The sequence below is a fragment of the Streptomyces avicenniae genome, assembly GCF_000719135.1.
GTDB lineage: Bacteria > Actinomycetota > Actinomycetes > Streptomycetales > Streptomycetaceae > Streptomyces > Streptomyces avicenniae.
The window spans coordinates 122,055-145,809 of sequence record NZ_JOEK01000020.1 but is presented as its reverse complement, the minus strand read 5'-3'; the positions used below and the strand labels follow the sequence as shown (position 1 = coordinate 145,809).

The window sequence follows — 23,755 nt, the reverse complement described above, 5'->3', positions numbered from 1 at the left end:
TCCCGGAATCCCTTTCCCGCGTCCGCACATCAGCACGACGTTGCATCATCATGCGCGATGCCGCATACTCTTCCTGTGTCCAAGGTACTCACCTCCCTGCCCACCGGCGAACGCGTCGGCATCGCCTTCTCCGGAGGGCTCGACACCTCCGTCGCGGTCGCGTGGATGCGCGACAAGGGCGCCGTCCCCTGCACGTACACCGCCGACATCGGCCAGTACGACGAGCCCGACATCGCGTCCGTGCCCGGCCGCGCCACGGCGTACGGCGCCGAGGTCGCGCGCCTGATCGACTGCCGCGCGGCGCTGGTCGAGGAGGGCCTGGCCGCGCTCGCGTGCGGCGCCTTCCACATCCGCTCGGGCGGGCGCTCCTACTTCAACACGACGCCTCTCGGCCGCGCGGTCACCGGCACCCTGCTGGTCCGCGCGATGCTGGAGGACGACGTGCAGATCTGGGGCGACGGCTCGACGTTCAAGGGCAACGACATCGAGCGGTTCTACCGCTACGGCCTGCTGGCCAACCCGCATCTGCGCATCTACAAGCCGTGGCTCGACGCCGATTTCGTCTCCGAGCTGGGTGGCCGCAAGGAGATGTCGGAGTGGCTCCAGGCCCACGGCCTTCCCTACCGCGACAGCACGGAGAAGGCGTACTCCACCGACGCCAACATCTGGGGCGCCACGCACGAGGCCAAGACCCTGGAGCACCTCGACACGGGCGTCGAGACCGTCGATCCGATCATGGGCGTACGGTTCTGGGACCCCACGGTGGAGATCGCCGCCGAGGACGTGACGATCGGCTTCGACCAGGGCCGCCCGGTGACGGTGAACGGCAAGGAGTTCGCCACCCCGGTCGATCTGGTCATGGAGGCGAACGCTGTCGGTGGCCGCCACGGTCTCGGCATGTCCGACCAGGTCGAGAACCGGGTGATCGAGGCCAAGAGCCGCGGCATCTACGAGGCGCCCGGCATGGCGCTGCTGCACGCGGCGTACGAGCGCCTGGTCAACGCGATCCACAACGAGGACACGCTCGCGCAGTACCACAACGAGGGCCGCCGCCTCGGGCGCCTGATGTACGAGGGCCGCTGGCTCGACCCGCAGGCGCTGATGATCCGCGAGTCGCTCCAGCGCTGGGTGGGGTCCGCGGTCACCGGGCAGGTGACGCTGCGGCTGCGGCGCGGCGAGGACTACTCGATCCTGGACACCACGGGGCCCGCGTTCAGCTACCACCCGGACAAGCTGTCCATGGAGCGCACCGAGGACGCCGCGTTCGGCCCGGTGGACCGGATCGGTCAACTCACCATGCGCAACCTCGACATCGCCGACTCCCGGGCCAAGCTGGAGCAGTACGCCGAGCTGGGGATCGTCGGCAACACGCACGCGACGCTCGTCGGCGCCGCGCAGGCCGCCTCGACCGGGCTGATCGGCGCGATGCCGCAGGGCGGCGCCGAGGTCATCGCCTCCCGCGGGGAGGCCGTGTCCGACGACGACGCGATGCTCGACCGCGCCGCGATGGAGTTGGGCACCGACTGACCGCGAGAACCAGACCGCACGTCGGTCGCCCCGGCCGAGGGCCGCGGGTGTCTCCTCCCCCGGCACCAAGCCCTCTGTACTACGCCCTAAGTCCCCCGGCGCCACGTCCGCCGCCCGTTACGCGTCGCGGCGCGCGCGCCTAGCGTCCTGGACATGAGCGACGTGACCCCGACATCGGCAGCCAGCGACTCCGGCACACTCGACGAGGCGCTCGAACGGCTGCACCTCACCGGCCCCGAGTTCGAGGGCTGGCTCAGCAACCACGCCCCCATGGCCGTGGAGGCCATGGTCCGCAACGGGCAGGCCGCCCGCGTCCGCCCATGGCTGGACGACTACACCGCGCGTCTAGACGAACTGCCGGGCACCTACGGGCGCATCACCGAGACCACCTGGCGGGACGCCCTGGGCGACGCGCGTCACCTCACCGACTGGGCGGTCTTCTTCACCGAACGCCTCTCCGAACGCCCCTGGCGCGCGGTGCTCGCCGAGTGGTGGCCCCGGCTGCTCCCCGGCATCACCGCCAGTGCCACGCACCCCGTGATCCGTACGGGCCACGCGGTCAGGGCGCTGCGGGACGGCGGGGAGACGGCCCCACGCCTCGCCGAACTGGCGCACGCCCTCGGCTACTGGGCCGCACGGCACCACGTGCTGCCCTCGGCCGTCGCCCCGCTCGCGGCGCCCGCCGATCCGGCGGGGGCGCTGCGCGCGGTGCCGCGCGTCGAGCAGACGGGCGGGATCGAGGAGCGGCTCGGCCGGATCACGGCGCTGCCCGCCTGGCCGGACGGCCTGCCCGCCGACCCCGGCGCGGCCCAGGAACGTCTGCGTGCGCTGGTACGGGACGCGGTGGTGTACTACGCGGGCCACGCCCATGGCAATCCCGTGATGCTGGTGCACGCCGCGACCGCCCCCAACGCGGTGCTGCGCGTCCTGCCCGACCTTCCGGCCGAGCTCTGGCACGTGAGCGTGGCGGCGGCCTGGACGGCGAGCGCCGGGGTGGTGGCCGCGTACGCGCCCGCGAGCGCGCGGCCCGAGCCCGCCGAGGTCGCGGACCTGGACGCGGACGGTCTCTTCGACCGGGCGGCGGCGCACGGCGACGAGCACGCGATCAAGCTGGTGGACACGGCACTCGACGTGGCCGCCGCCGAACCCGGCCTGTCGCCGCGGGCGTTCGGTGCCGGGCTGCGGGCGTTCGAGCTGATCGCCCCCGTCGGCTGAGGTCCCGGCGGGGTAAGGGTCAGGTCACGTCGGGCAGTTCGGCGGCGAACGCCGCGAGCGCCCGCTCGTCGAACAGCACGAAGCGGACCTCGCGGAAGGCCCCGTCCGCCGTCTCCTCCCGGACCGTCCGCACGGCGATCCGCGCGCCGTCGTCCAGCGGCCAGCCGTAGACGCCGGTGGAGACGGCGGGGAACGCGACGGTGGTGGCGCCGAGTTCACGGGCGACGCGCAGCGACGAGCGGTAGCAGGAGGCCAGCAGGTCGGACCGGTCCTCCCCCGCCGAGTGGACCGGCCCGACCGTGTGCACGACCCAGCGCGCCGGGAGGCGGCCCGCCGTCGTCGCGACGGCCTCGCCGGTGGCCAGGCCGCCGCCGTAGTGGGACGCCCGGAGCGCCCGGCACTCCGCGAGGATGTCGGGGCCGCCCCTGCGGTGGATCGCGCCGTCCACACCGCCGCCGCCCAGCAGGGAGGAGTTGGCGGCGTTGACGACGACGTCCACGTGCTGTTCCGTGATGTCGCCGAGGACACGGGTGAGAGCGGTCACGCGGTCACCCCTCGATCCGGGCGGCCCACAGCAGGCCGCCGAGCAGGTGCCGGCGGAACACCGGCTCCGCGTACGACTCGGCGCGGTGGCCGAGCGCCGTGTAGAAGGACCGGCCGCCGCCGGTCTCGTGGCACCAGACGAGCGGGTGGTCGGCGCCCATCGTGCCGCCCTCGTACGTGCTCTCGTCGGCGCTCGCGAGGACCCGGACGCGGGCGCGGGGGTTGGCGGTGAAGTTGTACCACTCGTCGGTGACGTCCCAGCGCCCGTCGAGGTGCGCGGTCGCCGGGTGGTCGCGGTCCTCGACCACGACCGTGCCCTCCTGGATCGGGGGGTGGCCGTCGAAGACGGCGCCGACCAGCTCCCCGCCGAACCAGGGCCAGTCGTACTCGGTGGTCGAGGCGGCGTGGACGCCGACGAAGCCGCCGCCGTCCGCGAGGTGGGTACGCAGCGCGTCGCGTCCGGCGTCGGTGAGGACGGCGCCGCTGGTCGAGAGGAAGACGACGGCCGCGCTGCCGGGCAGGCGGGCGGTGAGGACGTCCGGGTCCTCGGTTGCGGTGACGTCGATGCCGTGCTCCGCCGCCAGTTCGGCGAAGGCCGTGACACCGGCGGGGATCGAGTCGTGCCGGAAGCCGGTGGTGCGTGAGTAAACGACGATGTGGGGTGCGCTCATGGGGACCCATCGTAGGAGGCGGGGCGCGCACGGCCGGGGGCATCGGTCCGTTCCGGTCCTCACGGCCGGGGCTCCGGGACGGCAACCCGCCGACGCGCGGGTTTCCTTCGGGGCATATTCTCCCGGCAGGTCTTCCGTTCGGCGGTCGCCGGGCCGCATGATCATGGGCATCCCCAGTGAGGAGTACAGATGCCCCGTGAACACGTTGCCCAGGTCTTCAGCCGACAGGCCGAAGCCTGTGCCCGACTCGGCTCACCGCTGTACGGAGCGTTGCTGGCTCGCGCGGCGCAGGACATCCGTGACGGCGGTCCGTGCGCCGGGGCCGTCCTCGGGCACGAGGACAGCGCACCGGACGACGCGCTGCCGCTCCGGTTCATGGCCGCCGTGCACTCCCTGGCACTGACAGGACGGGCGCCCGCGCTGGCCGGTCATCTCCCCAGCACGGGCGGGACGTTCGACCCGGAGCGGCCGGAAGCGGCCTGGCCCGCCCTGCTGGAGACCGTCTCGGGGCACCCCGAGTGGATCGCCGACTGGCTGACGCGCCCGCCGCAGACGAACGAGGTGGGCCGCGCGCATCTGCTCGTGGCCGGGCTCCTGTACGCCGTGCCGAGCGCCCAGCGGCCGATCCGGCTGTTCGAGCTGGGGTCGAGCGCGGGCCTGAACCTCCGGGCGGAGCAATTCCGTTACTCCTCCGACGACTTCGCCTGGGGGCCGGTGGACTCGGCCGTGCAGCTGACCGGCACCTGGGAGGGGCCCGTGCCCGACTGGCTGCGCACCGGGGCGCAGCAGCACCAGGCGCTGCGGATCGTCGAGCGGCGCGGGTGCGACCCGACGCCCATCGACCCGCTGTCGTCGGACGGGGCGCTCGCGCTGCGGGCGTACGTGTGGCCGGACCAGGTGGCGCGGATGCGGCGGCTGGACGGGGCGCTGGCGATAGCGGCGAAGGTCCCCGCGACGGTCGAGGCGGCCGGGGCCGCGGAGTTCCTGTCCGCCGTTGACCTCGAACCAGGGACGCTCACGGTCGTGTGGCACTCCGTCATGCAGCAGTACGTGGGCGCCGACGAGTGGGCGCTCGTGCGGCGGGAGCTGGACCGGCTGGCGGCGTCCGCGACGGAGGAGGCGGGGTTCGCGTACCTGTCGTTCGAGCCGCGCGAGGGGGACGCCTTCCGGCTGACGCTGCGGGACGGCGCGGAGCCCGAACGGCTGCTCGCCACGGCGCGTCCGCACGGGCTGCCCGCCCGCTGGCCGGACGCCCCGGAATGACGCAGCATGGGTTCATGGCACAGACGATGACGGACAGCGAGTGGCGGGAGTTCCTCGCGAGCGGTACGCGGACCGGGAAGCTGTCCACCGTGCGGGCCGACGGCTCCCCGCACATCGCGCCCGTGTGGTTCGTCCTGGACGGGTCGGACGTCCTGTTCACCACAGGCGCGGACACCGTGAAGGGCCGCAATCTGGCCAGGGACGGGCGCGCCGCCCTGTGCGTGGACGACGAGCGTCCGCCGTTCGCCTTCGTCGTCGTACGGGGTCGGGTGGAGCTGAGCGAGGATCTGCCGGACATGCAGATGTGGGCGACCAGGATCGCGGCGCGCTACATGGGCCAGGAGAAGGCCGAGGAGTACGGCGCGCGCAACGCGGTGCCGGGTGAACTGCTGGTACGGCTGCGGCCGGGGAAGGTGACCGGGCTGGCCGCCGTGGCGGACTGACCCGGCGGGACGCGGTGTCGGGCGGGATTCCGGGCGGACAGGTGTGGCACCCCTTCGTCGCCCGTGTGCGGGCCTGGCGGGAACCGGCGCTCGACCGGCGCGGCCTGACCCCTTGGCGGTCGGCGCTGCTGGGCGGGCTGGCGGGCGAGGTCCTGGAGATGGGCGCGGGCGACGGGCGGAACTTCGGGCGGTATCCCCCCGCGGTGACGCGGGTGATCGCCGTGGAGTCGGAGCAGGCGCTGCGCAGGAGGGCGCGGGTGCGGGCGGTGGAGAGTGCCCGGGCGCCCGGTGGGCGCGAGGGTCGTATCGAGGTCGTCGAGGGGGCGGCAGGACGGCTGCCGGCCGACGACGCGTCGTGCGACGCCGTGGTGGCGTGCCTGACGCTGTGCGCGGTCCCCGATCTGGAGGTGGCGCTGCGGGACGCGTACCGGGTCCTGCGGCCGGGTGGCACGCTGCACTTCCTGGAGCACGTACGGGCGCCGTCACGCGCGATGCGGGTGGTGCAGCGGGCGCTGGACGCGACGGTGTGGCCCCGGCTCGCGGGCGGCTGCCACACCGGACGGGACACGGTGGGGGCGGTCGGGCGGGCGGGCTTCGCGCTGGGCGAGGTCCGGTGTTTCCACGCCCCGGGCGGACGTACCCCCGCGTCGTACCACGTGCTCGGCACGGCGACACGGCCGCCCGCCGTGCCGGGCGGCCCCGGATCGGGCCCGGCGGATTGTCGGCCGTCCGTGTCATGATCGTGGGCGGACGGCACGACGACGGGAAGGCACGGACAGTGGGCGAGGTCATCCGCGGGGGCACGGACGCGGCGCCGAGGGTCATCGACACCGTGGCATGGGTGCTCCTGGCGGAAGGTCGTATCCTCGGCGCCCGTTCCCGGGGGAACGACGTCTTCTACATCCCGGGCGGCAAGCGGAAGCCGGGCGAGAGCGACGTCGAGACGCTGACGCGTGAGGTGCGGGAGGAGCTGAGCGTGTCGCTCGTGCCCGGCACCGCCGAGCATGTCGGCACCTACACGGCGGCGGCGCACGGGCATCCGGAGGGGACGCTCGTCACGATGGCCTGCTACACGGCGGAGTACCGGGGCACGCTGACCGCGAGCAGCGAGATCGAGGAGATCGCCTGGCTGCGGCTGGCGGACCGTGGGAGGACCGCGCCGGTTGACCACGCGGTCTTCGACGACCTGGCGCGGGTCGGCCGCCTGCGCTGACGGCCGGGCCCCGCGACGGCGGCGCGCCCGTACGATGGCCGGGGGCGGACGGAGAGGGGCACGCGATGGCGGACGCACGGACCGACGGGCGCGTGGCACGCGGCGACGCGACGCGGCGCCTCGTCCTCGGGCGCACCATGGCCATCGCCTCCGTGGAGGGTCTTGAGGGGCTGTCGATCGGCCGGGTCGCGGGCGAGCTGGGGCTGAGCAAGAGCGGGGTGTTCGCGCTCTTCGGTTCGAAGGAGGAGCTTCAGCTCTCCACCATCCGGGCGGCGCGGGCCGTGTTCGTCCAGCACGTCGCGCTGCCGACGCAGGAGGTTCCGCCGGGTGTCGGGCGCGTGTGGCGTCTGTGCCGGGCGTATCTCGACTACTCGCGGGAGCGCGTCTTCCCCGGCGGCTGCTTCTTCTCCGCCGTCGCCGCGGAGTTCGGCGGGCGGGACAGCCCGGTGCGCAAGGCGATCGCGGCGGCCCGCACCGAGTGGCTGGGGTACATCGGCTCGGTGCTCGGGGAGGCGCGCGACGAGGGCGGCGTCCGGGCGGACGTGGACCTGGGGCAGCTCGTGTTCGAGCTGTCGGCGCTCGTGGAGACGGCGAACGTGACGTCGGTGCTGCACGGCGAGGACAGCGGGTACGAGCGGGCCGCGGTCGCCGTCCTCGCCCGGCTGCGCGCGGTGGCGGGCGATCCGGGCGAGCTGGACGACGGCCGGGACGGCTGAGACGGGCGGTCAGGCCGCCGGGTGCGACGCCTGCTCGCCCGCCGTCGTGAAGGCGAGGACGGCCTCGACGACCCGGGGGTCGCTGAGGATACGGCGGTGGCCGAGGCCCTGGGTGACGAAGAGGTCGGCGCGGTCCGCGTAGGCGGCGACGAGGCGTTCCGCCTGGGCGAAGGGGATGGCGCGGTCCTCACGGTCGTGGACCACCATGAGCGGCAGCGTGAGCTGCTCGGGGCGGTGGGTGGCGGAGAAGCGCTCCCATATGTCGTGCTCGCCGGGGAAGAGGCGGCGTTCGAAGCTGCGGCGCAGCGCGGGCTTGGCGGAGTCGCGGACGCCGGTCAGGGCGCAGAAGCTGTCGAAGAGGTGCGGGAAGGTCGCCGGGGCGGAGATGGTGACGAGCCGGTCGGCGGTGAGGCCCTCGCGCAGGGCGAAGCAGGTGCCGAGGGCGCCCACCGAGTGGCCGACGACGGCGGCGAACCGGCCGTGCCGCGCGTGGAGGGCGAGCATGATCGCGCGGAAGTCGAGGATCGTCGAGGTCGCGCCGCCCGAGGCGCCGTGGGCCGGAGCGTCGAAGGCGACCGGGGTGAAGCCGCGGGCGGCGAGGGCGTCCGCGAGGGCGGTGAAGCAGGCGGCGCGGGACTTCCAGCCGTGGACCAGGAGGACGGGCCGCGTCCCGTCGCCCCAGGTGTGGACGACGACGGGGCGGCCGTTGACCTGGAGGACGTCCTGGGTCGCGCGGCGCAGGACGGGCTCCTCGACCGGGCGCAGCGGCAGGCGGGACAGCGGCCGGTGGAACAGGGACGTGGCGGCGCGGGCGGCGAGCGGCGGGGCGACGGCTCCGGTGGCGGAGAGCGCGGCGCGGACGAGGCGGGCGGCGAGAGGCATGGCGGGGCGTCCTTGGCTCGGCGGCTGAGGGTCCAGATTTTAGCACGACCGTTCGTATAGTTTTCTGGGTCGCCGAGCCCGCCGGGAGACGGAGGGGGCGGCGTCAGGGGGTGACGGTCTCCGTGGCGCGGCTCTCGCTGTCGCGGCGCACCAGGGCGGCGTACCGGCCGCCGAGCGCGAGGAGTTCCTCGTGGGTGCCGCGCTCCGCGACGCGGCCCGCGTCGAGGACGACGATCTGGTCGGCGTCGCGGACGGTGGACAGGCGGTGGGCGATGGTGAGGGTGGTGCGGCCCGCGGAGAGCGTGTCGATGGCGCGTTGGACGGCCTGCTCGGTGCGGGTGTCGAGCGCGCTGGTCGCCTCGTCCAGGACGAGGACGGGCGGGTCGCGCAGGATGGTCCGCGCGATGGCGAGGCGCTGCTTCTCGCCGCCGGAGAAGCGGTAGCCGCGCTCGCCGACGACCGTGTCGTAGCCGTCGGGGAGGGCGGCGATGTGGTCGTGGATCTGCGCGGCGCGGGCGGCGGCCTCGATCTCCTCACGGGTCGCCTCGGGGCGGGCGAAGCGCAGGTTGTCGGCGACGGTGGCGTGGAAGAGGTACGTCTCCTGCGAGACCACGCCGACGGCGCGCGCGAGGGAGGCGAAGTCCAGGTCGCGCACGTCCACGCCGTCGAGGGTGACGCGGCCCGCGCTGACGTCGTAGAGCCGCGGGACGAGGTACCCGAGCGTGCTCTTCCCCGCGCCGGTGGGCCCGACGACGGCGAGGGAGCCACCGGCGGGGACCGTCAGGTCGATCCCGTCGAGGGTGCGGGGGGCGGCGGGGTCGTACGCGAAGGAGACCTGCTCGAAGCGCAGCTCGCCGCGCGCCCGCTCGACGCGGACCGGGTCGGGCCGCTCGGTGATGTCCACCGGCAGGTCGAGGTATTCGAAGATGCGCTGGAAGAGCGCGAGCGACGCCTGGATGTCCACGCCGGTGGACAGCAGGGAGACGGCGGGACGCAGCAGCCCTTGCTGGAGGCTGACGAAGGCGACGAGCGTGCCGACGGACGGCGGGGTGCCGCCGAGTTCGAGCATCGCCCCGGCCGACCAGTAGAGGACGGCGGGGATGGCGGCCATGATCATGCCGATGGTGGCCATGCGCCAGCGCCCGGCCATGCTGGCACGGACCTCAAGGCCGACCAGGCGGCCCGACTCGTCGGAGAACTCGCTGGTCAGCGCCTCGGCCCGACCCATGGTGCGGCCCAGCAGGATGCCGCTGACGGACAGCGACTCGGTGACCATGGCGGCCATGACCGCCATCTGCTTCTGCCGCTGGGTGGTGATGCGCTTGCGCTCCCGGCCGACCCGGCGGGCGATCCAGACGAAGCAGGGCAGCAGGGCGAGCGAGACGAGGGTGAGCCGCCAGTCGAGGGCCAGCATGGCGACGACGGTGGCGGTGACGGCGGTGATGTTGGAGACGAGGGAGGTGGCCGTGGAGGTCACCGTGGCCTGCATGCCGCCGATGTCGTTGGCGATGCGGGACTGGACCTCGCCGGTCCTGGTACGGGTGAAGAACGCCAGCGGCATCTGCTGGAGCTTCCCGTAGACGGCGGTCCGCAGGTCGTGCATGACCTGCTGCCCGACGGTGGTGGAGATGAGCGTCTGGAGGACGCCGAAGACGCTGCTCGTCACGGCGGTGACCACCATGCCGAGGGCGAGGAGGCCGAGCAGGCCGGTGCGGCGTTCGGGGAGCGCGGTGTCGATGATCTCCCTCAGGAGGAACGGGGAGGCGACCGCGACGAGCGAGGAGGCGCCGACCAGGAGGCCGACGAGGAGGAGGCGGCCCCGGTAGGGGCGGAAGAGGCGGATGACGCGGCGGATCTGGGCCGGTTGCGGCGGCTGGGCGGGTGCGAGCGGGATCTCGGTCGGCACCGCCCGGGTCGTGGTGTCGTGCGGCATGGGCTCCTTTGCAGATGTTCAAGGCTGTCAACAGTCCAGCGTACGCCGCCACGCGGCAGGTCAGCTGCCGTCCCGGGGGTCGGCGAGCGTACGCCGGGTGTAGACGATCTCCTCGAAGTGGACCGACAGTCCCTCGCCGGTGGGCGACTGGGCGAGGAACCCGACGTCCACCGGGGTGTCGGCCGGGAGCGCGAACCAGCGCACGAGGTGCCAGAACCGTCCGTCGGTGGAGGCGTGGAACGCGTGGGCCCGGCCGACCCGGGCGACGCGCAGCCAGATGTCGCCGCTCTCCACGGGGAACGCGTTGGCGTCGTCGGAGACGCCCCGGTTGACGACGGTGACGACAGTGGGTCTGCCCTGCGGGGAGAGTTCGAGTGCGAGCTTCGCCCAGGTGTCGGCGCCCGCGTAGAGGAGGAGGACGCCCGCGTCGTACGTGGCGGACAGTCCCGCACGGACGCGGGCGCTCAGGACGTAGTCGCCCTGCGGGGTGGCGAGGAGCGCGGGCGCGTTCGTGAACCGGCCGGGGCCGCCCGGATCGGCGAAGAGGTCGGTGCGCGGACCGGCGGTGAGGGTGAGCGCGTCCGGGCCGGTGACCCGGACGTGGACCGGGCTGCCCCAGCGGTGGAGCGGGGCGGGCATCGCCGGGAGCGTCACCGGGTCGTCCATCTGCTGTTCTCCGTCCACGAACGGCGCGCGCCGGATCTGGTCGGACCCTAACCGCAGCGGCGGCGTGCGGCCAGAGGGCGGCCGGGACACTGGCCGGAAGTCGCCACGGCGTGTTACCAAAGGCCATGACTTCCGCTGCCGCTCCGCCCGGGACTCCCTCCTTCTCCGCGTACGACGCCGTGATCGTCGGGGGCGGGCACAACGGCCTGGTGGCCGCGGCCTACCTGGCAGGAGCGGGCCGCAGGACGCTGGTGCTCGAACGTCTGGGGCGGACCGGCGGCGCGGCGGTGTCGCAGGAGTTGTTCCCCGGGACGGGGGCGCGGCTGTCACGCTACTCGTACCTGGTGAGTCTGCTGCCCGAGCGGATCGTGCAGGACCTCGGGCTGCGGATCACGCTGCGGAAGCGGCGGGTCTCCTCCTACACGCCGGCGGTGCGGGCGGGCCGGGACACGGGGCTGCTGGTGGGCGGCGGCGAGACGCGGACGCGGGAGTCGTTCGCGCGGCTGACGGGCTCCGACCGGGAGTACGCGGCGTGGCGCCGGTTCTACGCGACGACGGCGCGCGTGGCGGAGCGGGTCTTCCCGACGCTGACGGAGCCGCTGCCGTCGCGCAGCGAGCTGCGGGCGCGGGTGGACGACGGGGCGGTCTGGGAGGCGTTGTTCGAACGGCCGCTGGGGGAGACGGTGGAGGCGGTGTTCGCGGACGACCTCGTGCGCGGGGTGGTCCTCACCGACGCGCTGATCGGTACGTTCACGCACGCACACGATCCGTCGCTGCTCCAGAACCGCTGCTTCCTCTACCACGTGATCGGGCGGGGCACCGGGGACTGGGACGTGCCGGTGGGCGGCATGGGCGCCGTCACCGACGCGCTCGCGCAGGCGGCGCGCGCGGCCGGGGCGGAGATCGTCACGGGGTGCGAGGTGACCGGCGTCGCGACGGACGGGACGACGGCCGAGGTCTCCTTCCGGGGGCCGCGGGGCGAGGGCGGCGTCGGCGCGGCGAAGGTGCTGGTGAACGCGTCGCCGCGCGAACTGGCCGCGCTGCTGGGCGAACCGGCGCCACCGGCGGCGGAAGGGGCGCAGTTCAAGGTGAACATGCTGCTGGAGCGGCTGCCCGCGCTCCGGGACCCGGACACCGATCCACGGGACGCGTTCGCCGGGACCTTCCACATCGCCGAGGGCTACGGCCAGTTGGAGGACGCTTACCGGCAGGCGGCGGCCGGGACGCCGCCGCGTACGCCGCCCGCCGAGGTGTACTGCCACTCGCTGAGCGACCCGACGATCCTCGCCGACGGCCCGGCGGCGCGGGGTTTGCAGACGCTGACCCTGTTCGGACTGCACACGCCCGCGCGGCTGTTCGCCGGGGACGAGGCGGGCGTGCGCGACCGGCTGCTGGCCGACACCCTGGCGGCGCTGGACACGTACCTGGCCGAGCCGATCGCCGGGTGTCTGGCGCGGGACGCGGACGGGCGGCCGTGCGTCGAGGCCAGGACGCCGCTGGACCTCGACCGCGAACTGCGGCTGCCCGGCGGGCACATCTTCCACGGGGACCTGGCGTTCCCGTGGCGGGACGGCACGGGTGGCGAGGGCGTCGAGAGCTTCGAGAACGTCGCGGACACGGCGGACGGGGCCGCCGCGAGGCGTTGGGGAGTGGCGACAGGGCACGCGAACGTGCTGCTCTGCGGGGCGGGCGCGGTGCGCGGCGGCGGGGTGAGCGGCATCGGCGGGCACAACGCGGCGATGGCCGTCCTGGGGCGCTGACCGGCGGTTTCGGGGGCTGATGAGCGCCGTGGGACAGGCGCGGCGTACCGCACGGGGGTGTCGGCACACCACCCTCCCATTGGTCTGGACATGACCAAACGGTTGCCAGTACCGTCAGACTTGGTCTAGACCGCAGTACCCGACCCTCGTTGGAGCGCTCACCCCCCACGACTCTCCGGGAGCCAATGATGCGTAAAAGGATCACCACCGCGCTGGCCGGTGTTGGCATGGCCATGACCTTGGTGCTCGGCACCGGTGGCAGCGCCCAGGCCCACGGTTACACCACCAGCCCGACGAGCCGTCAGCTGGCCTGTGCCCAGGGCACGGTCTCCGGCTGTGGCGACATCGTGTGGGAACCCCAGAGTGTGGAAGGCCCGAAGGGCTTCCCGCAGTCGGGTCCCGCCGACGGCACGATCTGCGCGGGCGGCAACTCGCGCTTCTCGCAGCTCGACAACCCGCGCAACGGTTCGTGGCCCACCACCCGTCTCGGCAGCGGCCAGCGGTTCACGTTCAACTGGACCTTCACGGCCCGGCACTCGACGTCCGACTTCCGCTACTACATCACCCGTAACGGGTGGAACCCGAACCAGCCCATCACCCGGGCCCAGCTGGAGCCCGCGCCGTTCCTGACCGTTCCGCTGAACGGTCGGCAGCCCGGCCAGACCGAGAGCCACGCCGGTACGCTGCCCGGCGGCAAGTCCGGCCGCCACGTCGTCCTCGCCGTCTGGAACGTCGCGGACACGAGCAACGCGTTCTACTCCTGCTCCGACGTGCAGTTCTGATCGGGTGTAGAAGACAGGCAAGAGGCACAGCAGAAGGACGGCCCGGCCGGAGTGCGTTCCGGCCGGGCCGTTCTCCTCGCCCCTCAGGGCGGCGGGTGCGCGGAGAGGCCGTCCCCCTCCCCCGCGCACCCGCCGCCGCGGGACGGGGTCACCGCAGCCAGGGGTGGCGCCTGACCAGCGCCAGCCGCTCCCAGGCGCCGCCGAGGCCCCAGACGCGCCCGGCGGAACACACGGCGACGACTACCATGGCGGCGGCGTAGACGACGTGCTGGTCGATCAGCGGGTTGGTGGACATGCTCGGCGAGCCGTCCGACAGGTAGCGGGCCGGGGGGAACTCCCCGAGCCAGAGGAAGAACATCATCAGCGGACCCGCGACCGCCGTGACGCGCAGGCCGATCCCGGCGACGAGGGCGACCCCGACGCCGAGCATCCCGGCCATGTAGAGCCAGTCCACCACGGCGACGCCCGCCCAGGAGTGGTAGGTGGCTTCGAGCGGGCCGACCGAGACGCTGGACAGGTAGCCGCTCGCGGGGGAACCGCCGCTGGACCACGCCCGCTCGGACGGCGTGGAGTAGCTGAACCCCAGCCACTTGTCGAGGAAGGTCCACAGGAAGATGACGCCCGTCGCGATCCGTAACACGGCGAGGGCCTTCAGGGCGGCGGGCGGGACGGTGGCGCCCGGGGACGGCGCCGGGGGGACGGACCGGCGTGGCTCGCCGGTCAGGACGTGCTCAGGGACGGGGACGACCATGATCGCTCCTGGTTCTGTACGGTGGGGTGCCTGCGGTCCGCGGGGGGCTCACCGCCACCTCGTCGTGGCGTGCCTGGTGCCCCGGACCTGCTCGGCCTCGTCGTAGAGCGTGCTGAACCCGGTACGGCCCGGGGCCTGGACGAGGTCGCCGGGGAAACGGGGAGAGGACCTCGACACGGTGCCGCGAGGGGCCGCCGGGAAGATCGAGCCTAGCGACCCGCCCGCCGCCGGTGTAGAGCCTGGCGACATAAATGGCATGGACATTACCTGCGCGCGCAAAGGCGGCGGGGAACGCCGGAACCGGTACCGCCTCCGACCTGGGATGGCCGAAGGGAACGCCCCCGAGGCGTACATGCGTTCGACGGAGGGAGCGGGGGACCGACGGGCGGCGCGGGCCGGGAACCGTACGCCGGACCGCTCTCCCGTGCCGACGGGAGGGCGCGCGAGGCGCACGTCCCCGACCGTCCGCCCCCATCGTCAGACCATAAGATCTTCATGACATAGCAACCCAAAGCTCGCGGTCTCCACGCCACCACGCCCCGATGTGAACATGGGAAAATCCGTTGATTTTCGGCACGTGGCGCGTGGACCCTTGCAAGGTTGTTCTCCATCGCTCGACCCCCCACCGGGGCACCTTTCTCTGGGACACCATGCAGATCCGCGATCTTCCGCACTCCGACCCCGGCGACCCGGACGTACGCTCCGGCTTCCGTTTCCTCGTATGGCTCTTCCGGCGCCAGCTCGGCGGACAGGCCAAGGCCCTGCTCTGGGGCACCCTGCACATGACGGCCGTCGCCTGCGTGCCGCTGGCCGTGGGACTCGCCGTCGAGGCGGTGGTGGACGGCTCAGGAGGCCGGCTGGCCGCCGTCGGGCTGCTGCTCCTGGCCATCACCCTGGTCATGAGCCTCGCCGACACCATGCTCCACCGCACGGCGGTGACCAACTGGATCGCCGCCGCGGCCCGCGTCCAGCAGCTCCTGGCACGCCGCACCGCGGAACTGGGCGGGCTCCTCACCCGCAGGGTCGCGGCGGGCGAGGTCGTCAAGGTCTCCACGGGGGACGTGGAGAAGATCGGCTGGTTCGTCGAGTCCTTCTCCCGCTTCGCCGCCGCCGTGGTCGTCACCGCGGGGGTGTGCACCGGCCTCATCGTGTTCGAACCCCGGATCGGGCTGCTGGTGCTGGGCGGTGTCGCCCTCGTCGCGCTCAGCGTGTGGCCGCTGCTCCCGGCCGCGACCCGGCGCGCGGACGTGGAGCGCGCCAAGTCGGGCCGCGCCACGGAGCTGGCGTCCGACACCGTCGCCGGGCTGCGGGTGCTGCGCGGTATCGGCGGCGAGGAGCTGTTCCTCGAACGCTACCGGCGGGCCTCCCAGGACGTGCGGGGCGCCTCCGTCCGCAACGCCCGCATGTGGTCCCTCATCGACGCGCTCCAGGTCGTCATGCCCGGCCTGCTGCTGATCGCGGTGGTGTGGCAGGGCGCCGGGCTGGCGCTCGACGGCCGTCTCGGGGCGGGCGAACTGGTCACGGTCTACGGGGCGGTGAGCTTCCTGATGTTCCCGCTGCGGCTGTTCCAGGAGGCCGCCATGGCCTTCGTCTTCTCCCGTCCCTCGGCGAAGCGGGCCGTGCGCGTCCTCTCGCTGCGCCGGGAACCCACGAGCGGCGGGTCCCTCACGGACGCCCAGGACACACTCGCGTCGGGTGACCTGTGGGACCCCGCCACCGGGCTCCTCGCCGTCGGGGGCCGACTCACCGCCGTCGTGTGCGGCGATCCCGAGCTGGCGGAACAGCTCGCCGGGCGGCTCGGCGGCCATGCCGCCGAGGAGGGGGACGAACCGTCCGCGCAGCTCGGCGGTGTCGCGCTGGACGGGGTGTCCCGGCAGACGGCACGCGCGGCCGTGCTCGTCCAGGACAAGGACCCTGTGCTCCTGTCAGGAACGCTGCGGGAACTGCTCGACGTGCCCGCGTCCGGACGGATCGGCGCGGCGGAGGCCCTGGCCACGGCGCAGTGCCAGGACGTGCTGGCGACGCTGGCGCAGTCGGCCCCCGACGGCAGCCGTGATCCGATGCGCACCAGGATCACGGAGCGCGGCAGGTCGCTGTCGGGAGGGCAGCGCCAGCGCCTGGCCCTGGCGCGTTCGCTGATCACGGACCCGGAGGTGCTGGTCCTGGACGAGCCGACCTCCGCCGTGGACGCGCACACCGAGGCACGGATCGCGCAGGGGCTCGGCGCCCTGCGCGCGGGACGCACCACGGTGGTGTTCACGTCGAGCCCGCTGATGCTGGAGCACGCCGACTCCGTCGTGTTCCTCCACGAGGGGACCGCGACCGCGAGCGGGCGGCACCGTGACCTCGTGCGGACCACACCGGAGTACCGCGCGGTCGTCACGCGCGAGCAGGAGACCGCAGACCTCGCTGAGGAGATCGCATGATCGGCGTTCCGCCGCCGGAGTACGACCCATCGACCGCGGAGCACAGCACCAAGCTCCCCGTGGCGGGGAAGCAGACCGTACGGCTCTACACGCGCGCCCTGCTGCACAGACACCGGCGTGCCTTCGCCGAGCTGGTCGTGGTCAACTCGGTGGCCGTCATCGCCTCGATGGTCGGCCCCTATCTGCTGGGCCGGGTCGTGCAGGACCTGTCGGACGGGGTGCGGGAGCTGCATCTCGGGCGCACCGTGACGCTGTTCGCGGTCTCGCTGGCCGTCCAGGCGTTCTTCGTACGGCTGGTGCGGCTGCGCGGCGCGGTGCTGGGCGAGCGGATGCTGGCCGATCTGCGCGAGGACTTCCTGGTCCGGGCGGTCGGTCTGCCGCCCGGCGTGCTGGAGCGCGCGGGGACGGGCGATCTGCTGGCCCGTATCAACACGGACATCGACCGGCTGTCGAAGGCGATGCGGGAGGCCGTGCCGCAGATGTCCATCGCGGTGGTCTGGGCCGGGCTGCTGCTGGCGGGCATCGTCCTGACCTCGCCGCCGCTCGGACTCGGTGTCCTGATCGCCGCGCCGCTGCTGGTCGGGGTCTGCGTCTGGTACTTCCGCCGGGCACCCGCCGGGTACCGCGCGGAGGCCGCCGGGTACGCGGCCGTCGCGGCGGCCCTGGCCGAGACGGTGGACGCGGGCCGCACGATCGAGGCGCACCGGCTGGAGTCGGAGCGGACCGCGCTCTCGGACCGCCGTGTCGGCGAATGGACCTCCTGGGAGCGGTACACGCTGTGGCTCCGGTCGATCCTGCTGCCCGCGATCAACGTCTACCATGCGCTCATCCTCTCCGGGGTGCTCATGATCGGCGGCTCGTTCGTCCTCCAGGGGTGGATGAGCATCGGTGAGCTGACGACCGGGGCGATGCTGGCGCAGATGATGGTGGAGCCGGTGGGGATGATCCTGCGCTGGCTGGACGAACTCCAGGTCGCGCAGGTGTCGCTGGCGCGACTGGTCGGGGTGCACGAGGTGGAGTCCGACGAGGGCGACGCCTCGGTGGTCCCGGACGGGCGGGATCTCACGGCGGACGGCGTGCGGTTCGGTTACCTGGCGGACAGCGACGTGCTGCACGGGGTGTCCCTGGATGTGCCGCCCGGGACACGGGTGGCGCTGGTGGGCCCCTCGGGCGCGGGCAAGTCCACGCTGGGTCGGCTCCTGGCCGGTGTCTACGCCCCGCGTCTGGGCGCGGTGACGCTGGGCGGGGCGCGCCTGGCCGGGATGACGGCGGAGCGCGTCAGGGAGCAGGTGGCGCTGGTCAACCAGGAGCACCACGTGTTCGTCGGCCCGCTGCGTGACAACCTGCTGCTGGCGCGGACGGACGCGACCGACGCGGAGCTGTGGGCCGCGCTGGGCGCGGTCGATGCGGCGGAGTGGGTGCGGGCGCTGCCCGGCGGACTGGACTGCGAGGTCGGGTCGGGCGCGGTGACGGTCTCCCCGGCCCAGGCGCAGCAGGTGGCGCTGGCACGGCTGGTGCTGGCCGACCCGCACACGCTGGTGCTCGACGAGGCGACGTCGCTGCTCGACCCGCGGGCGGCGCGTCACCTGGAGCGTTCGCTGTCCCGTGTGCTGGAGGGGCGGACCGTGATCGCCATCGCGCACCGGCTGCACACCGCGCACGACGCGGATGTCATCGCGGTGGTGGAGGACGGCCGTATCAGCGAACTGGGCAGCCACGACGAGCTGGTGGCGGCGGACGGCGCGTACGCGGCGCTGTGGCGTTCCTGGCACGGCTGACGGACGGGGCGGCCGTCCGCCCCCTGCGACGGCGACGCGCCGCCCGCCCCGGAGACGGGGCGGGCGGCGCGCGGCGTGTGATCGGTGAGCGGGCGTCAGAACGTGAGGACGGTGGCCCCCACGGCGCCCGCCGCCCCGATCAGCATGAACAGGGGCATCAGCACCTTGTTCTCCACCGGGGCACCCGCCCGGAAGCGCATGAACTGCGGGGTGCCGACCGGATACCAGCGCTTGCCCGCGATGGGCAGCGGCCACAGGACGGGGCAGCCGGAGATGGTGAGGGCGTCCCCGATGGTGTGGGTGATCGCGCCGAGGGCGATGGGGAGTCCCAGCCACAGGTACGGCTGGTCGGGGAAGAGCCAGGTGGAGCCGTTGCCCGGCTGGTCGAGGAAGTCGGCCAGGAGCCAGGCGCTGGTGGCGCCGAGGAGCCACACCAGGACGTCGCTCGACACACGGGCCATGCGCCAGAGCAGGCCCTCGACGGCGAGGACGAGGTGGATGAACAGGGTGACCAGGACGGCCCAGCGGTCCCAGGTGACCGCCGCCGCCGAGAATCCCGCGCCGAGTGCCAGTGCCCACAGCCAGGTGTGCGTCAGGGTGCGGTGCCCGCTGGTGCGGCGCCGTTCGCCCTTGGCGCGCGTGCCGTTGTAGACGGCCTGGGCGATCTTGTCGATGATGCCCGCGAGTATCTTGGACAGGGGGCCGAAGGCCCGGGATATCGTCGCCGACCTGTGGTCCAGGTCGGGGCCGAGGGCGGCTCCCGCGCAGATCAGGGCACCCGCGAGGAGGACCGGCCAGGGCATCGGGTGGTCCGCCCACGCGGCGCCCGCGCCGACGACGAGCCAGGCCATCGCCCCTGACAGTGAGTGTGCCGGTCCCATCATGGCTGTGCCCCGCCCCTTCGTCGTTCCGGTCCTGACCGGGCCGCGCGCGACCCGTGTCGGCCGGACAGCGTAATGCCTGGTGATCTTCGCATGTGCGGCCGGTTCCCCGGGGGCGGCCGTGTGCGGGCAGTATGGGACGGTGACCCTTATCGATCAGATGCCGCCGCAAGCCGATCCCGATGCCCTCTTCGAGGCGTTCTCGTCGTGGACGAGTCAGCGCGGGATCACCCTGTACCCCGCTCAGGAAGAGGCGCTGATCGAGGTGGTCTCGGGATCGAACGTCATCCTGTCCACCCCGACAGGGTCGGGCAAGTCCCTCGTGGCGGCGGGCGCGCACTTCGCCGCGCTGGCCAGGGACGAGGTGACGTTCTACACGGCGCCGATCAAGGCGCTCGTCTCGGAGAAGTTCTTCGACCTGTGCAAGGTGTTCGGGACGGAGAACGTCGGCATGCTCACCGGCGACGCGTCGGTCAACGCGGACGCCCCGGTGATCTGCTGCACGGCCGAGGTGCTCGCGTCGATCGCGCTGCGGGACGGCGCGCGGGCCGACGTCGGGCAGGTCGTCATGGACGAGTTCCACTTCTACGCCGAGCCCGACCGTGGCTGGGCGTGGCAGATCCCGCTGCTGGAGCTGCCACGGGCGCAGTTCGTGCTCATGTCGGCGACGCTGGGCGACATGTCGCGGTTCGAGGAGGACCTGCGGCGGCGGACCGGGCGGCCGACGGCCGTGGTCCGTTCGGCGACCCGGCCCGTGCCGCTGAGCTACGAGTACCGGACGACGGCGCTGACCGAGACGCTGACGGAGCTGCTGTCCACCCATCAGGCGCCCGTCTACATCGTCCACTTCACGCAGGCCCAGGCGGTGGAGCGGGCGCAGGCGCTGATGAGCATCAACATGTGCACGCGCGAGGAGAAGGACCGGATCGCGGCGCTGATCGGCAACTTCAGGTTCACGACGCGCTTCGGGCGCAACCTGTCGCGGTACGTGCGGCACGGCATCGGCGTGCACCACGCGGGGATGCTGCCGAAGTACCGGCGGCTGGTGGAGAAGCTGGCGCAGGCCGGGCTGCTGAAGGTGATCTGCGGCACGGACACGCTGGGGGTGGGCGTGAACGTGCCGATCAGGACGGTGCTGTTCACCGCGCTGACCAAGTACGACGGCAGCCGGGTGCGGGTGCTGCGGGCGCGGGAGTTCCACCAGATCGCGGGGCGTGCGGGGCGGGCCGGTTTCGACACGTCCGGGTTCGTGGTGGCGCAGGCGCCCGACCATGTCGTGGAGAACGAGAAGGCCTTGGCGAAGGCGGGTGACGACCCGAAGAAGCGGCGCAAGGTGGTGCGGAAGAAGCCGCCCGAGGGCTTCGTCAACTGGAGCGAGGACACGTTCACGCGGCTGATCGCGGCGGAACCCGAGCCGCTGACGTCGCGCTTCCGCGTCACCCACGCGATGCTGCTGGCGGTGATCGCGCGGCCGGGCGACGCCTTCGAGGGGATGCGTCATCTGCTGGAGGACAACCACGAGCCGCGCAGGCAGCAGCTCCGGCACATCCGGCGGGCGATCGCGATCTACCGCTCGCTGCTGGACGGCGGGATCGTGGAGCGGCTGGAGACGCCGGACGCCCAGGGGCGCAGGGTGCGGCTGACGGTCGATCTCCAGGCCGACTTCGCGCTGAACCAGCCGCTCTCCACCTTCGCGCTGGCCGCGTTCGAGCTGCTGCCGCCCGAATCCCCTTCCTATGCGCTGGACATGATCTCGGTGGTGGAGTCCACCCTGGACGACCCGCGGCAGATCCTGGCGGCCCAGCTGAACAAAGCGCGCGGCGAGGCCGTGGCGGCGATGAAGGCGGAGGGCGTCGAGTACGAGGAGCGGATGGAGCGGCTGACGGACATCGGCTACCCCAAGCCCCTTGAGGAGCTGCTCTTCCACGCCTACGGCGTCTACCGGAAGAGCCACCCGTGGGTCGGGGATCATCCGCTGTCCCCCAAGTCGGTGGTGCGGGACATGTACGAGCGGGCCATGACGTTCTCCGAGTTCGTGTCGCACTACGAGCTGGCGCGGACGGAGGGCATCGTGCTGCGGTATCTGGCGAGCGCCTACAAGACGCTGGAGCACACGGTTCCCGAGCACCTGAAGTCGGAGGAACTCCAGGACATCACCGCGTGGCTGGGCGAGCTGGTCCGTCAGGTGGACTCCAGCCTCCTGGACGAGTGGGAGCAGCTGGCCAATCCGGCGGACGAGGACGCCGAGGAGGCGCGGGAGCGTGCGGACCAGGTCAAGCCGGTCACCGCGAACGCGCGCGCGTTCCGGATCCTGGTGCGCAACGCGATGTTCCGCCGGGTGGAGCTGGCGGCCCTCGACCGCGTGGACGAGTTGGGCGAGCTGGACGGCGAGGCAGGCTGGAACGCCGATGCCTGGGCCGAGGCGCTCGACGGCTACTGGGACGAGTACGACGAGCTGGGCACCGGCCCCGACGCCCGGGGACCGCTCCTGCTGTCGATCGAGGAGCGCCCCGAGGACGGCCTGTGGCGTGTGCGCCAGACCTTCCACGACCCGGCAGGTGACCACGACTGGGGGATCTCCGCGGAGGTGGACCTCACCGCGTCCGACGCCGAGGGGCTGGCCGTCGTCAAGGTGACGGACGTCGGGCGGCTCTGAGCGCCCCGGCGGCCCGGTCCGCCGCGCGGGCGGCGACGAGCGCGTGCAGCAGTCTGTCCCGGTACCGGCGCTCCTCCTCGGGGCCCGACACCGTGAGGAGGCCGTCGGTGGCCGGGCAGGGGACCGGCGCGCTCCCGCCGTCCGCCGGGCGGCAGGGCTCGCCGAGCGGCGGGCGGAGGCGGTGGAGCCGCAGCCGCTCGCCGGGGTCGGGGACGGCGCTCTCCAGGGAGTGCGTCGGCAGCACGGCCGCGTGGACCGCCGCGCGCAGCCACGGATCGTCGGCCTGGGCGGCGAGCTGGGTGGTGCGCCGCGCGCGCCACTGCGGGGGGCGCCAGTCGTCGCAGCGGCGCAGGGCGCGCCGCAGCCCGTCCGGCAGTCTTCCGCCGAGGAGGGTGGGGCGCCGCGCCGCGAACGCGCGCAGTTCGGCGGCGGGGTAGCGCCAGACGGTGGCGCGGTGGCCGTTCGTCCGGAAGTCGAGCGGCACGAGGCAGCCGCCGCGGGCGAGCCGGGCGAAGCGGGCCTGGCTGATGCGGAGCAGTTCGGCTCCGGCAGCGGCGTTCACGAGACGGGCTGCGTCGCGCAGCGCGGCGCTGAATCCCGGGGTGCCGCGGAGCCGGTCCAGCTCCGCGCGGGCCACCCGGCGTTCCCACGGGGCGGCCCCGGGGACGGTCCCGATGTGGCCGAGCCGGACGGCGGCCTCGAACTCGGCGCCCCCGAGGCCGAGTTCGTGAGCGGCGCGGCGGGAGCTGACGGTGTCGCCGCGGGGGTGGGCGGCGCCGCGTTCGACGACGGTGGCGACGCGGCGCCGGACGGGCCGGGCGGGGTGAGCCGCCCGACCTGGCGTGACCGGCCGGGCGGACCTGACGGGCCACGCGGACGGACGGGACGGTGCGGGTCGTACGGGCTGTGCGGGTCGCGTCGGCCGCACGGACGGAACGGACTGCTGGGACATGGGATACCTTCCCTTCAGAAGATCACTCTCGGTGACCACCGTAAGGGAAAAATCCACCCTGTCGTTACTTTCCGTGCCCAATTACCTCGAACGAGTGAGCGTGTCCCCGCACGCGGGCCGGGTCACCGGTCCCGCGCCGAGAGCCCCATGTGCTCCCCGACCTTGTTGACCAGGAGCGTCATCTCGTACCCGACCTGGCCGATGTCGGCGTCCGCCCCGGTGAGCACGCACAGACAGCTGCCGTCACCGGCGGCCGTCACGAACAGCATGCCCTCGTCGAACTCGATCATCGTCTGCCGCACCTCACCGCACGCGAAGTGCTCCCCGACCCCTCTGGCGAGACTGTGCAGCCCCGAGGCGACCGCGGCCAGGTGCTCCGCGCTCGTCCGTTTGAGCCCGCGGCTCACCGACGTGACCAGCCCGTCGCTGGACAGCAGCAACACGTGGCGGACACGAGGCAGACGTTGCGCCAGATCGTCAAGCAGCCAGTCAAGCGTGGTACTCAGTGCCATCCCCAGCTCCCCCTTCTCGTAAGGCGACTGCTGTGTCAGCCTTCCCCAGGAAAGGGGCCCGGACAACCATCAGGACGCCACCGCTATGCGGAAGCGACCACACCGTTTCCCCGGCCGCGCCGTGTCACCGGGTCGGGTGACACGGAAACGGCGTGGCGCGGGACGGTCGTCCGTCCCGCGCCACG

At 73.2% G+C, this 23,755-nt stretch carries 21 protein-coding genes; 12 read left to right on the top strand and 9 right to left on the bottom strand.

Going from position 1 to position 23,755, the window contains the following annotated elements; all coding sequences use genetic code 11:
* The first annotated feature begins 75 nt into the window (after positions 1 to 75).
* Both argG and IF27_RS28525 read left to right on the top strand, forming a co-directional pair.
* Positions 76 to 1,527 carry an argininosuccinate synthase gene (argG, locus tag IF27_RS28530; protein WP_052852748.1) on the top strand — a complete coding sequence of 484 codons (1,452 nt, stop codon included), beginning with the start codon at positions 76 to 78 and terminating at the stop codon, positions 1,525 to 1,527.
* A 153-nt stretch (positions 1,528 to 1,680) separates the two neighbouring features.
* Entirely contained in the window at positions 1,681 to 2,742 is a 1,062-nt protein-coding gene (locus tag IF27_RS28525; protein WP_052852747.1) for a questin oxidase family protein, read from the top strand.
* Positions 2,743 to 2,761: 19 nt separating this feature from the next.
* Here the strand turns inward: IF27_RS28525 and IF27_RS28520 are convergent, their stop codons facing one another.
* Together IF27_RS28520 and IF27_RS28515 are read right to left on the bottom strand one after the other, a co-directional pair.
* Positions 2,762 to 3,286, bottom strand: a complete 525-nt coding sequence (locus IF27_RS28520; protein ID WP_052852746.1) for an O-acetyl-ADP-ribose deacetylase — start codon at positions 3,284 to 3,286, stop codon at positions 2,762 to 2,764.
* Positions 3,287 to 3,290: 4 nt separating this feature from the next.
* The gene (locus IF27_RS28515; RefSeq protein ID WP_052852745.1) at positions 3,291 to 3,956 is read right to left on the bottom strand and encodes a ThuA domain-containing protein; all 666 of its coding nucleotides are present in this window, start codon (positions 3,954 to 3,956) and stop codon (positions 3,291 to 3,293) included.
* 189 nt (positions 3,957 to 4,145) lie between these two features.
* On the opposite strand from IF27_RS28515, the gene IF27_RS28510 reads away from it, so the two are divergent.
* From IF27_RS28510 to IF27_RS28490, 5 genes are all read left to right on the top strand, one after another.
* Positions 4,146 to 5,219 carry a DUF2332 domain-containing protein gene (locus tag IF27_RS28510; protein ID WP_052852744.1) on the top strand — a complete coding sequence of 358 codons (1,074 nt, stop codon included), beginning with the start codon at positions 4,146 to 4,148 and terminating at the stop codon, positions 5,217 to 5,219.
* A gap of 14 nt (positions 5,220 to 5,233) precedes the next feature.
* Positions 5,234 to 5,662 (top strand): PPOX class F420-dependent oxidoreductase, encoded by a 429-nt coding sequence (locus tag IF27_RS28505; protein WP_052852743.1) that lies wholly within the window; start codon positions 5,234 to 5,236, stop codon positions 5,660 to 5,662.
* A 41-nt stretch (positions 5,663 to 5,703) separates the two neighbouring features.
* A complete protein-coding gene (locus IF27_RS28500) occupies positions 5,704 to 6,402 on the top strand; it encodes a class I SAM-dependent methyltransferase (RefSeq protein ID WP_223291244.1) in 699 nt (232 codons plus the stop codon).
* Between the two features lie 38 nt (positions 6,403 to 6,440).
* On the top strand, positions 6,441 to 6,875 hold the full coding sequence (locus IF27_RS28495) for an NUDIX hydrolase (protein WP_223291243.1): 435 nt from the start codon (positions 6,441 to 6,443) through the stop codon (positions 6,873 to 6,875).
* Between the two features lie 65 nt (positions 6,876 to 6,940).
* A complete protein-coding gene (locus IF27_RS28490) occupies positions 6,941 to 7,591 on the top strand; it encodes a TetR/AcrR family transcriptional regulator (protein WP_052852742.1) in 651 nt (216 codons plus the stop codon).
* Positions 7,592 to 7,600: 9 nt separating this feature from the next.
* On the opposite strand, the gene IF27_RS28485 is transcribed toward IF27_RS28490, so the two are convergent.
* From IF27_RS28485 to IF27_RS28475, 3 genes are all read right to left on the bottom strand, one after another.
* A complete protein-coding gene (locus tag IF27_RS28485; protein ID WP_052852741.1) occupies positions 7,601 to 8,473 on the bottom strand; it encodes an alpha/beta hydrolase in 873 nt (290 codons plus the stop codon).
* Positions 8,474 to 8,576: 103 nt separating this feature from the next.
* Positions 8,577 to 10,406 (bottom strand): ABC transporter ATP-binding protein, encoded by a 1,830-nt coding sequence (locus IF27_RS28480; RefSeq protein WP_052852740.1) that lies wholly within the window; start codon positions 10,404 to 10,406, stop codon positions 8,577 to 8,579.
* 60 nt (positions 10,407 to 10,466) lie between these two features.
* On the bottom strand, positions 10,467 to 11,072 hold the full coding sequence (locus IF27_RS28475; protein ID WP_052852739.1) for a DUF1349 domain-containing protein: 606 nt from the start codon (positions 11,070 to 11,072) through the stop codon (positions 10,467 to 10,469).
* A 125-nt stretch (positions 11,073 to 11,197) separates the two neighbouring features.
* On the opposite strand from IF27_RS28475, the gene IF27_RS28470 reads away from it, so the two are divergent.
* Both IF27_RS28470 and IF27_RS28465 read left to right on the top strand, forming a co-directional pair.
* Positions 11,198 to 12,832, top strand: a complete 1,635-nt coding sequence (locus IF27_RS28470; RefSeq protein ID WP_052852738.1) for a phytoene desaturase family protein — start codon at positions 11,198 to 11,200, stop codon at positions 12,830 to 12,832.
* 188 nt (positions 12,833 to 13,020) lie between these two features.
* Positions 13,021 to 13,614 carry a lytic polysaccharide monooxygenase auxiliary activity family 9 protein gene (locus IF27_RS28465; RefSeq protein WP_052852737.1) on the top strand — a complete coding sequence of 198 codons (594 nt, stop codon included), beginning with the start codon at positions 13,021 to 13,023 and terminating at the stop codon, positions 13,612 to 13,614.
* Positions 13,615 to 13,762: 148 nt separating this feature from the next.
* Here the strand turns inward: IF27_RS28465 and IF27_RS28460 are convergent, their stop codons facing one another.
* Complete coding sequence (locus IF27_RS28460) at positions 13,763 to 14,365, bottom strand: DoxX family membrane protein (protein WP_052852736.1); 603 nt, start codon at positions 14,363 to 14,365, stop codon at positions 13,763 to 13,765.
* Positions 14,366 to 15,015: 650 nt separating this feature from the next.
* Between IF27_RS28460 and IF27_RS28450 the strand changes: the two genes are divergently transcribed.
* Both IF27_RS28450 and IF27_RS28445 read left to right on the top strand, forming a co-directional pair.
* Positions 15,016 to 16,791, top strand: coding sequence for an ABC transporter transmembrane domain-containing protein (locus IF27_RS28450; RefSeq protein ID WP_052852734.1), 1,776 nt, complete (start codon positions 15,016 to 15,018; stop codon positions 16,789 to 16,791).
* Positions 16,788 to 18,569: an ABC transporter ATP-binding protein gene (locus IF27_RS28445; protein ID WP_052852733.1), complete on the top strand. Its 1,782-nt coding sequence runs from the start codon at positions 16,788 to 16,790 to the stop codon at positions 18,567 to 18,569. Before IF27_RS28450 ends, IF27_RS28445 begins: the two co-directional genes overlap by 4 nt.
* Before the next feature lie 95 nt (positions 18,570 to 18,664).
* On the opposite strand, the gene IF27_RS28440 is transcribed toward IF27_RS28445, so the two are convergent.
* Complete coding sequence (locus IF27_RS28440) at positions 18,665 to 19,453, bottom strand: metal-dependent hydrolase (RefSeq protein WP_052852732.1); 789 nt, start codon at positions 19,451 to 19,453, stop codon at positions 18,665 to 18,667.
* Positions 19,454 to 19,592: 139 nt separating this feature from the next.
* Between IF27_RS28440 and IF27_RS28435 the strand changes: the two genes are divergently transcribed.
* Positions 19,593 to 22,106 (top strand): DEAD/DEAH box helicase, encoded by a 2,514-nt coding sequence (locus IF27_RS28435; RefSeq protein WP_052852731.1) that lies wholly within the window; start codon positions 19,593 to 19,595, stop codon positions 22,104 to 22,106.
* On the opposite strand, the gene IF27_RS28430 is transcribed toward IF27_RS28435, so the two are convergent.
* A complete protein-coding gene (locus IF27_RS28430; RefSeq protein WP_052852730.1) occupies positions 22,078 to 23,058 on the bottom strand; it encodes a DUF6397 family protein in 981 nt (326 codons plus the stop codon). The two genes, IF27_RS28435 and IF27_RS28430, sit on opposite strands and share 29 nt — an antisense overlap.
* 122 nt (positions 23,059 to 23,180) lie before the next feature.
* Complete coding sequence (locus tag IF27_RS28425) at positions 23,181 to 23,570, bottom strand: roadblock/LC7 domain-containing protein (protein WP_052852729.1); 390 nt, start codon at positions 23,568 to 23,570, stop codon at positions 23,181 to 23,183.
* Positions 23,571 to 23,755 lie beyond the last annotated feature (185 nt).

Coding starts and splice junctions, on each gene's coding strand:
- IF27_RS28525 (WP_052852747.1), top strand. CDS start 1,681: ATGAGCGACGTGACCCCGACATCGGCAGCCAGCGACTCCGGCACACTC.
- IF27_RS28515 (WP_052852745.1), bottom strand. CDS start 3,956: ATGAGCGCACCCCACATCGTCGTTTACTCACGCACCACCGGCTTCCGG.
- IF27_RS28510 (WP_052852744.1), top strand. CDS start 4,146: ATGCCCCGTGAACACGTTGCCCAGGTCTTCAGCCGACAGGCCGAAGCC.
- IF27_RS28505 (WP_052852743.1), top strand. CDS start 5,234: ATGGCACAGACGATGACGGACAGCGAGTGGCGGGAGTTCCTCGCGAGC.
- IF27_RS28490 (WP_052852742.1), top strand. CDS start 6,941: ATGGCGGACGCACGGACCGACGGGCGCGTGGCACGCGGCGACGCGACG.
- IF27_RS28485 (WP_052852741.1), bottom strand. CDS start 8,473: ATGCCTCTCGCCGCCCGCCTCGTCCGCGCCGCGCTCTCCGCCACCGGA.
- IF27_RS28480 (WP_052852740.1), bottom strand. CDS start 10,406: ATGCCGCACGACACCACGACCCGGGCGGTGCCGACCGAGATCCCGCTC.
- IF27_RS28475 (WP_052852739.1), bottom strand. CDS start 11,072: ATGGACGACCCGGTGACGCTCCCGGCGATGCCCGCCCCGCTCCACCGC.
- IF27_RS28470 (WP_052852738.1), top strand. CDS start 11,198: ATGACTTCCGCTGCCGCTCCGCCCGGGACTCCCTCCTTCTCCGCGTAC.
- IF27_RS28465 (WP_052852737.1), top strand. CDS start 13,021: ATGCGTAAAAGGATCACCACCGCGCTGGCCGGTGTTGGCATGGCCATG.
- IF27_RS28460 (WP_052852736.1), bottom strand. CDS start 14,365: ATGGTCGTCCCCGTCCCTGAGCACGTCCTGACCGGCGAGCCACGCCGG.
- IF27_RS28450 (WP_052852734.1), top strand. CDS start 15,016: ATGCAGATCCGCGATCTTCCGCACTCCGACCCCGGCGACCCGGACGTA.
- IF27_RS28445 (WP_052852733.1), top strand. CDS start 16,788: ATGATCGGCGTTCCGCCGCCGGAGTACGACCCATCGACCGCGGAGCAC.
- IF27_RS28440 (WP_052852732.1), bottom strand. CDS start 19,453: ATGATGGGACCGGCACACTCACTGTCAGGGGCGATGGCCTGGCTCGTC.
- IF27_RS28430 (WP_052852730.1), bottom strand. CDS start 23,058: ATGTCCCAGCAGTCCGTTCCGTCCGTGCGGCCGACGCGACCCGCACAG.
- IF27_RS28425 (WP_052852729.1), bottom strand. CDS start 23,570: ATGGCACTGAGTACCACGCTTGACTGGCTGCTTGACGATCTGGCGCAA.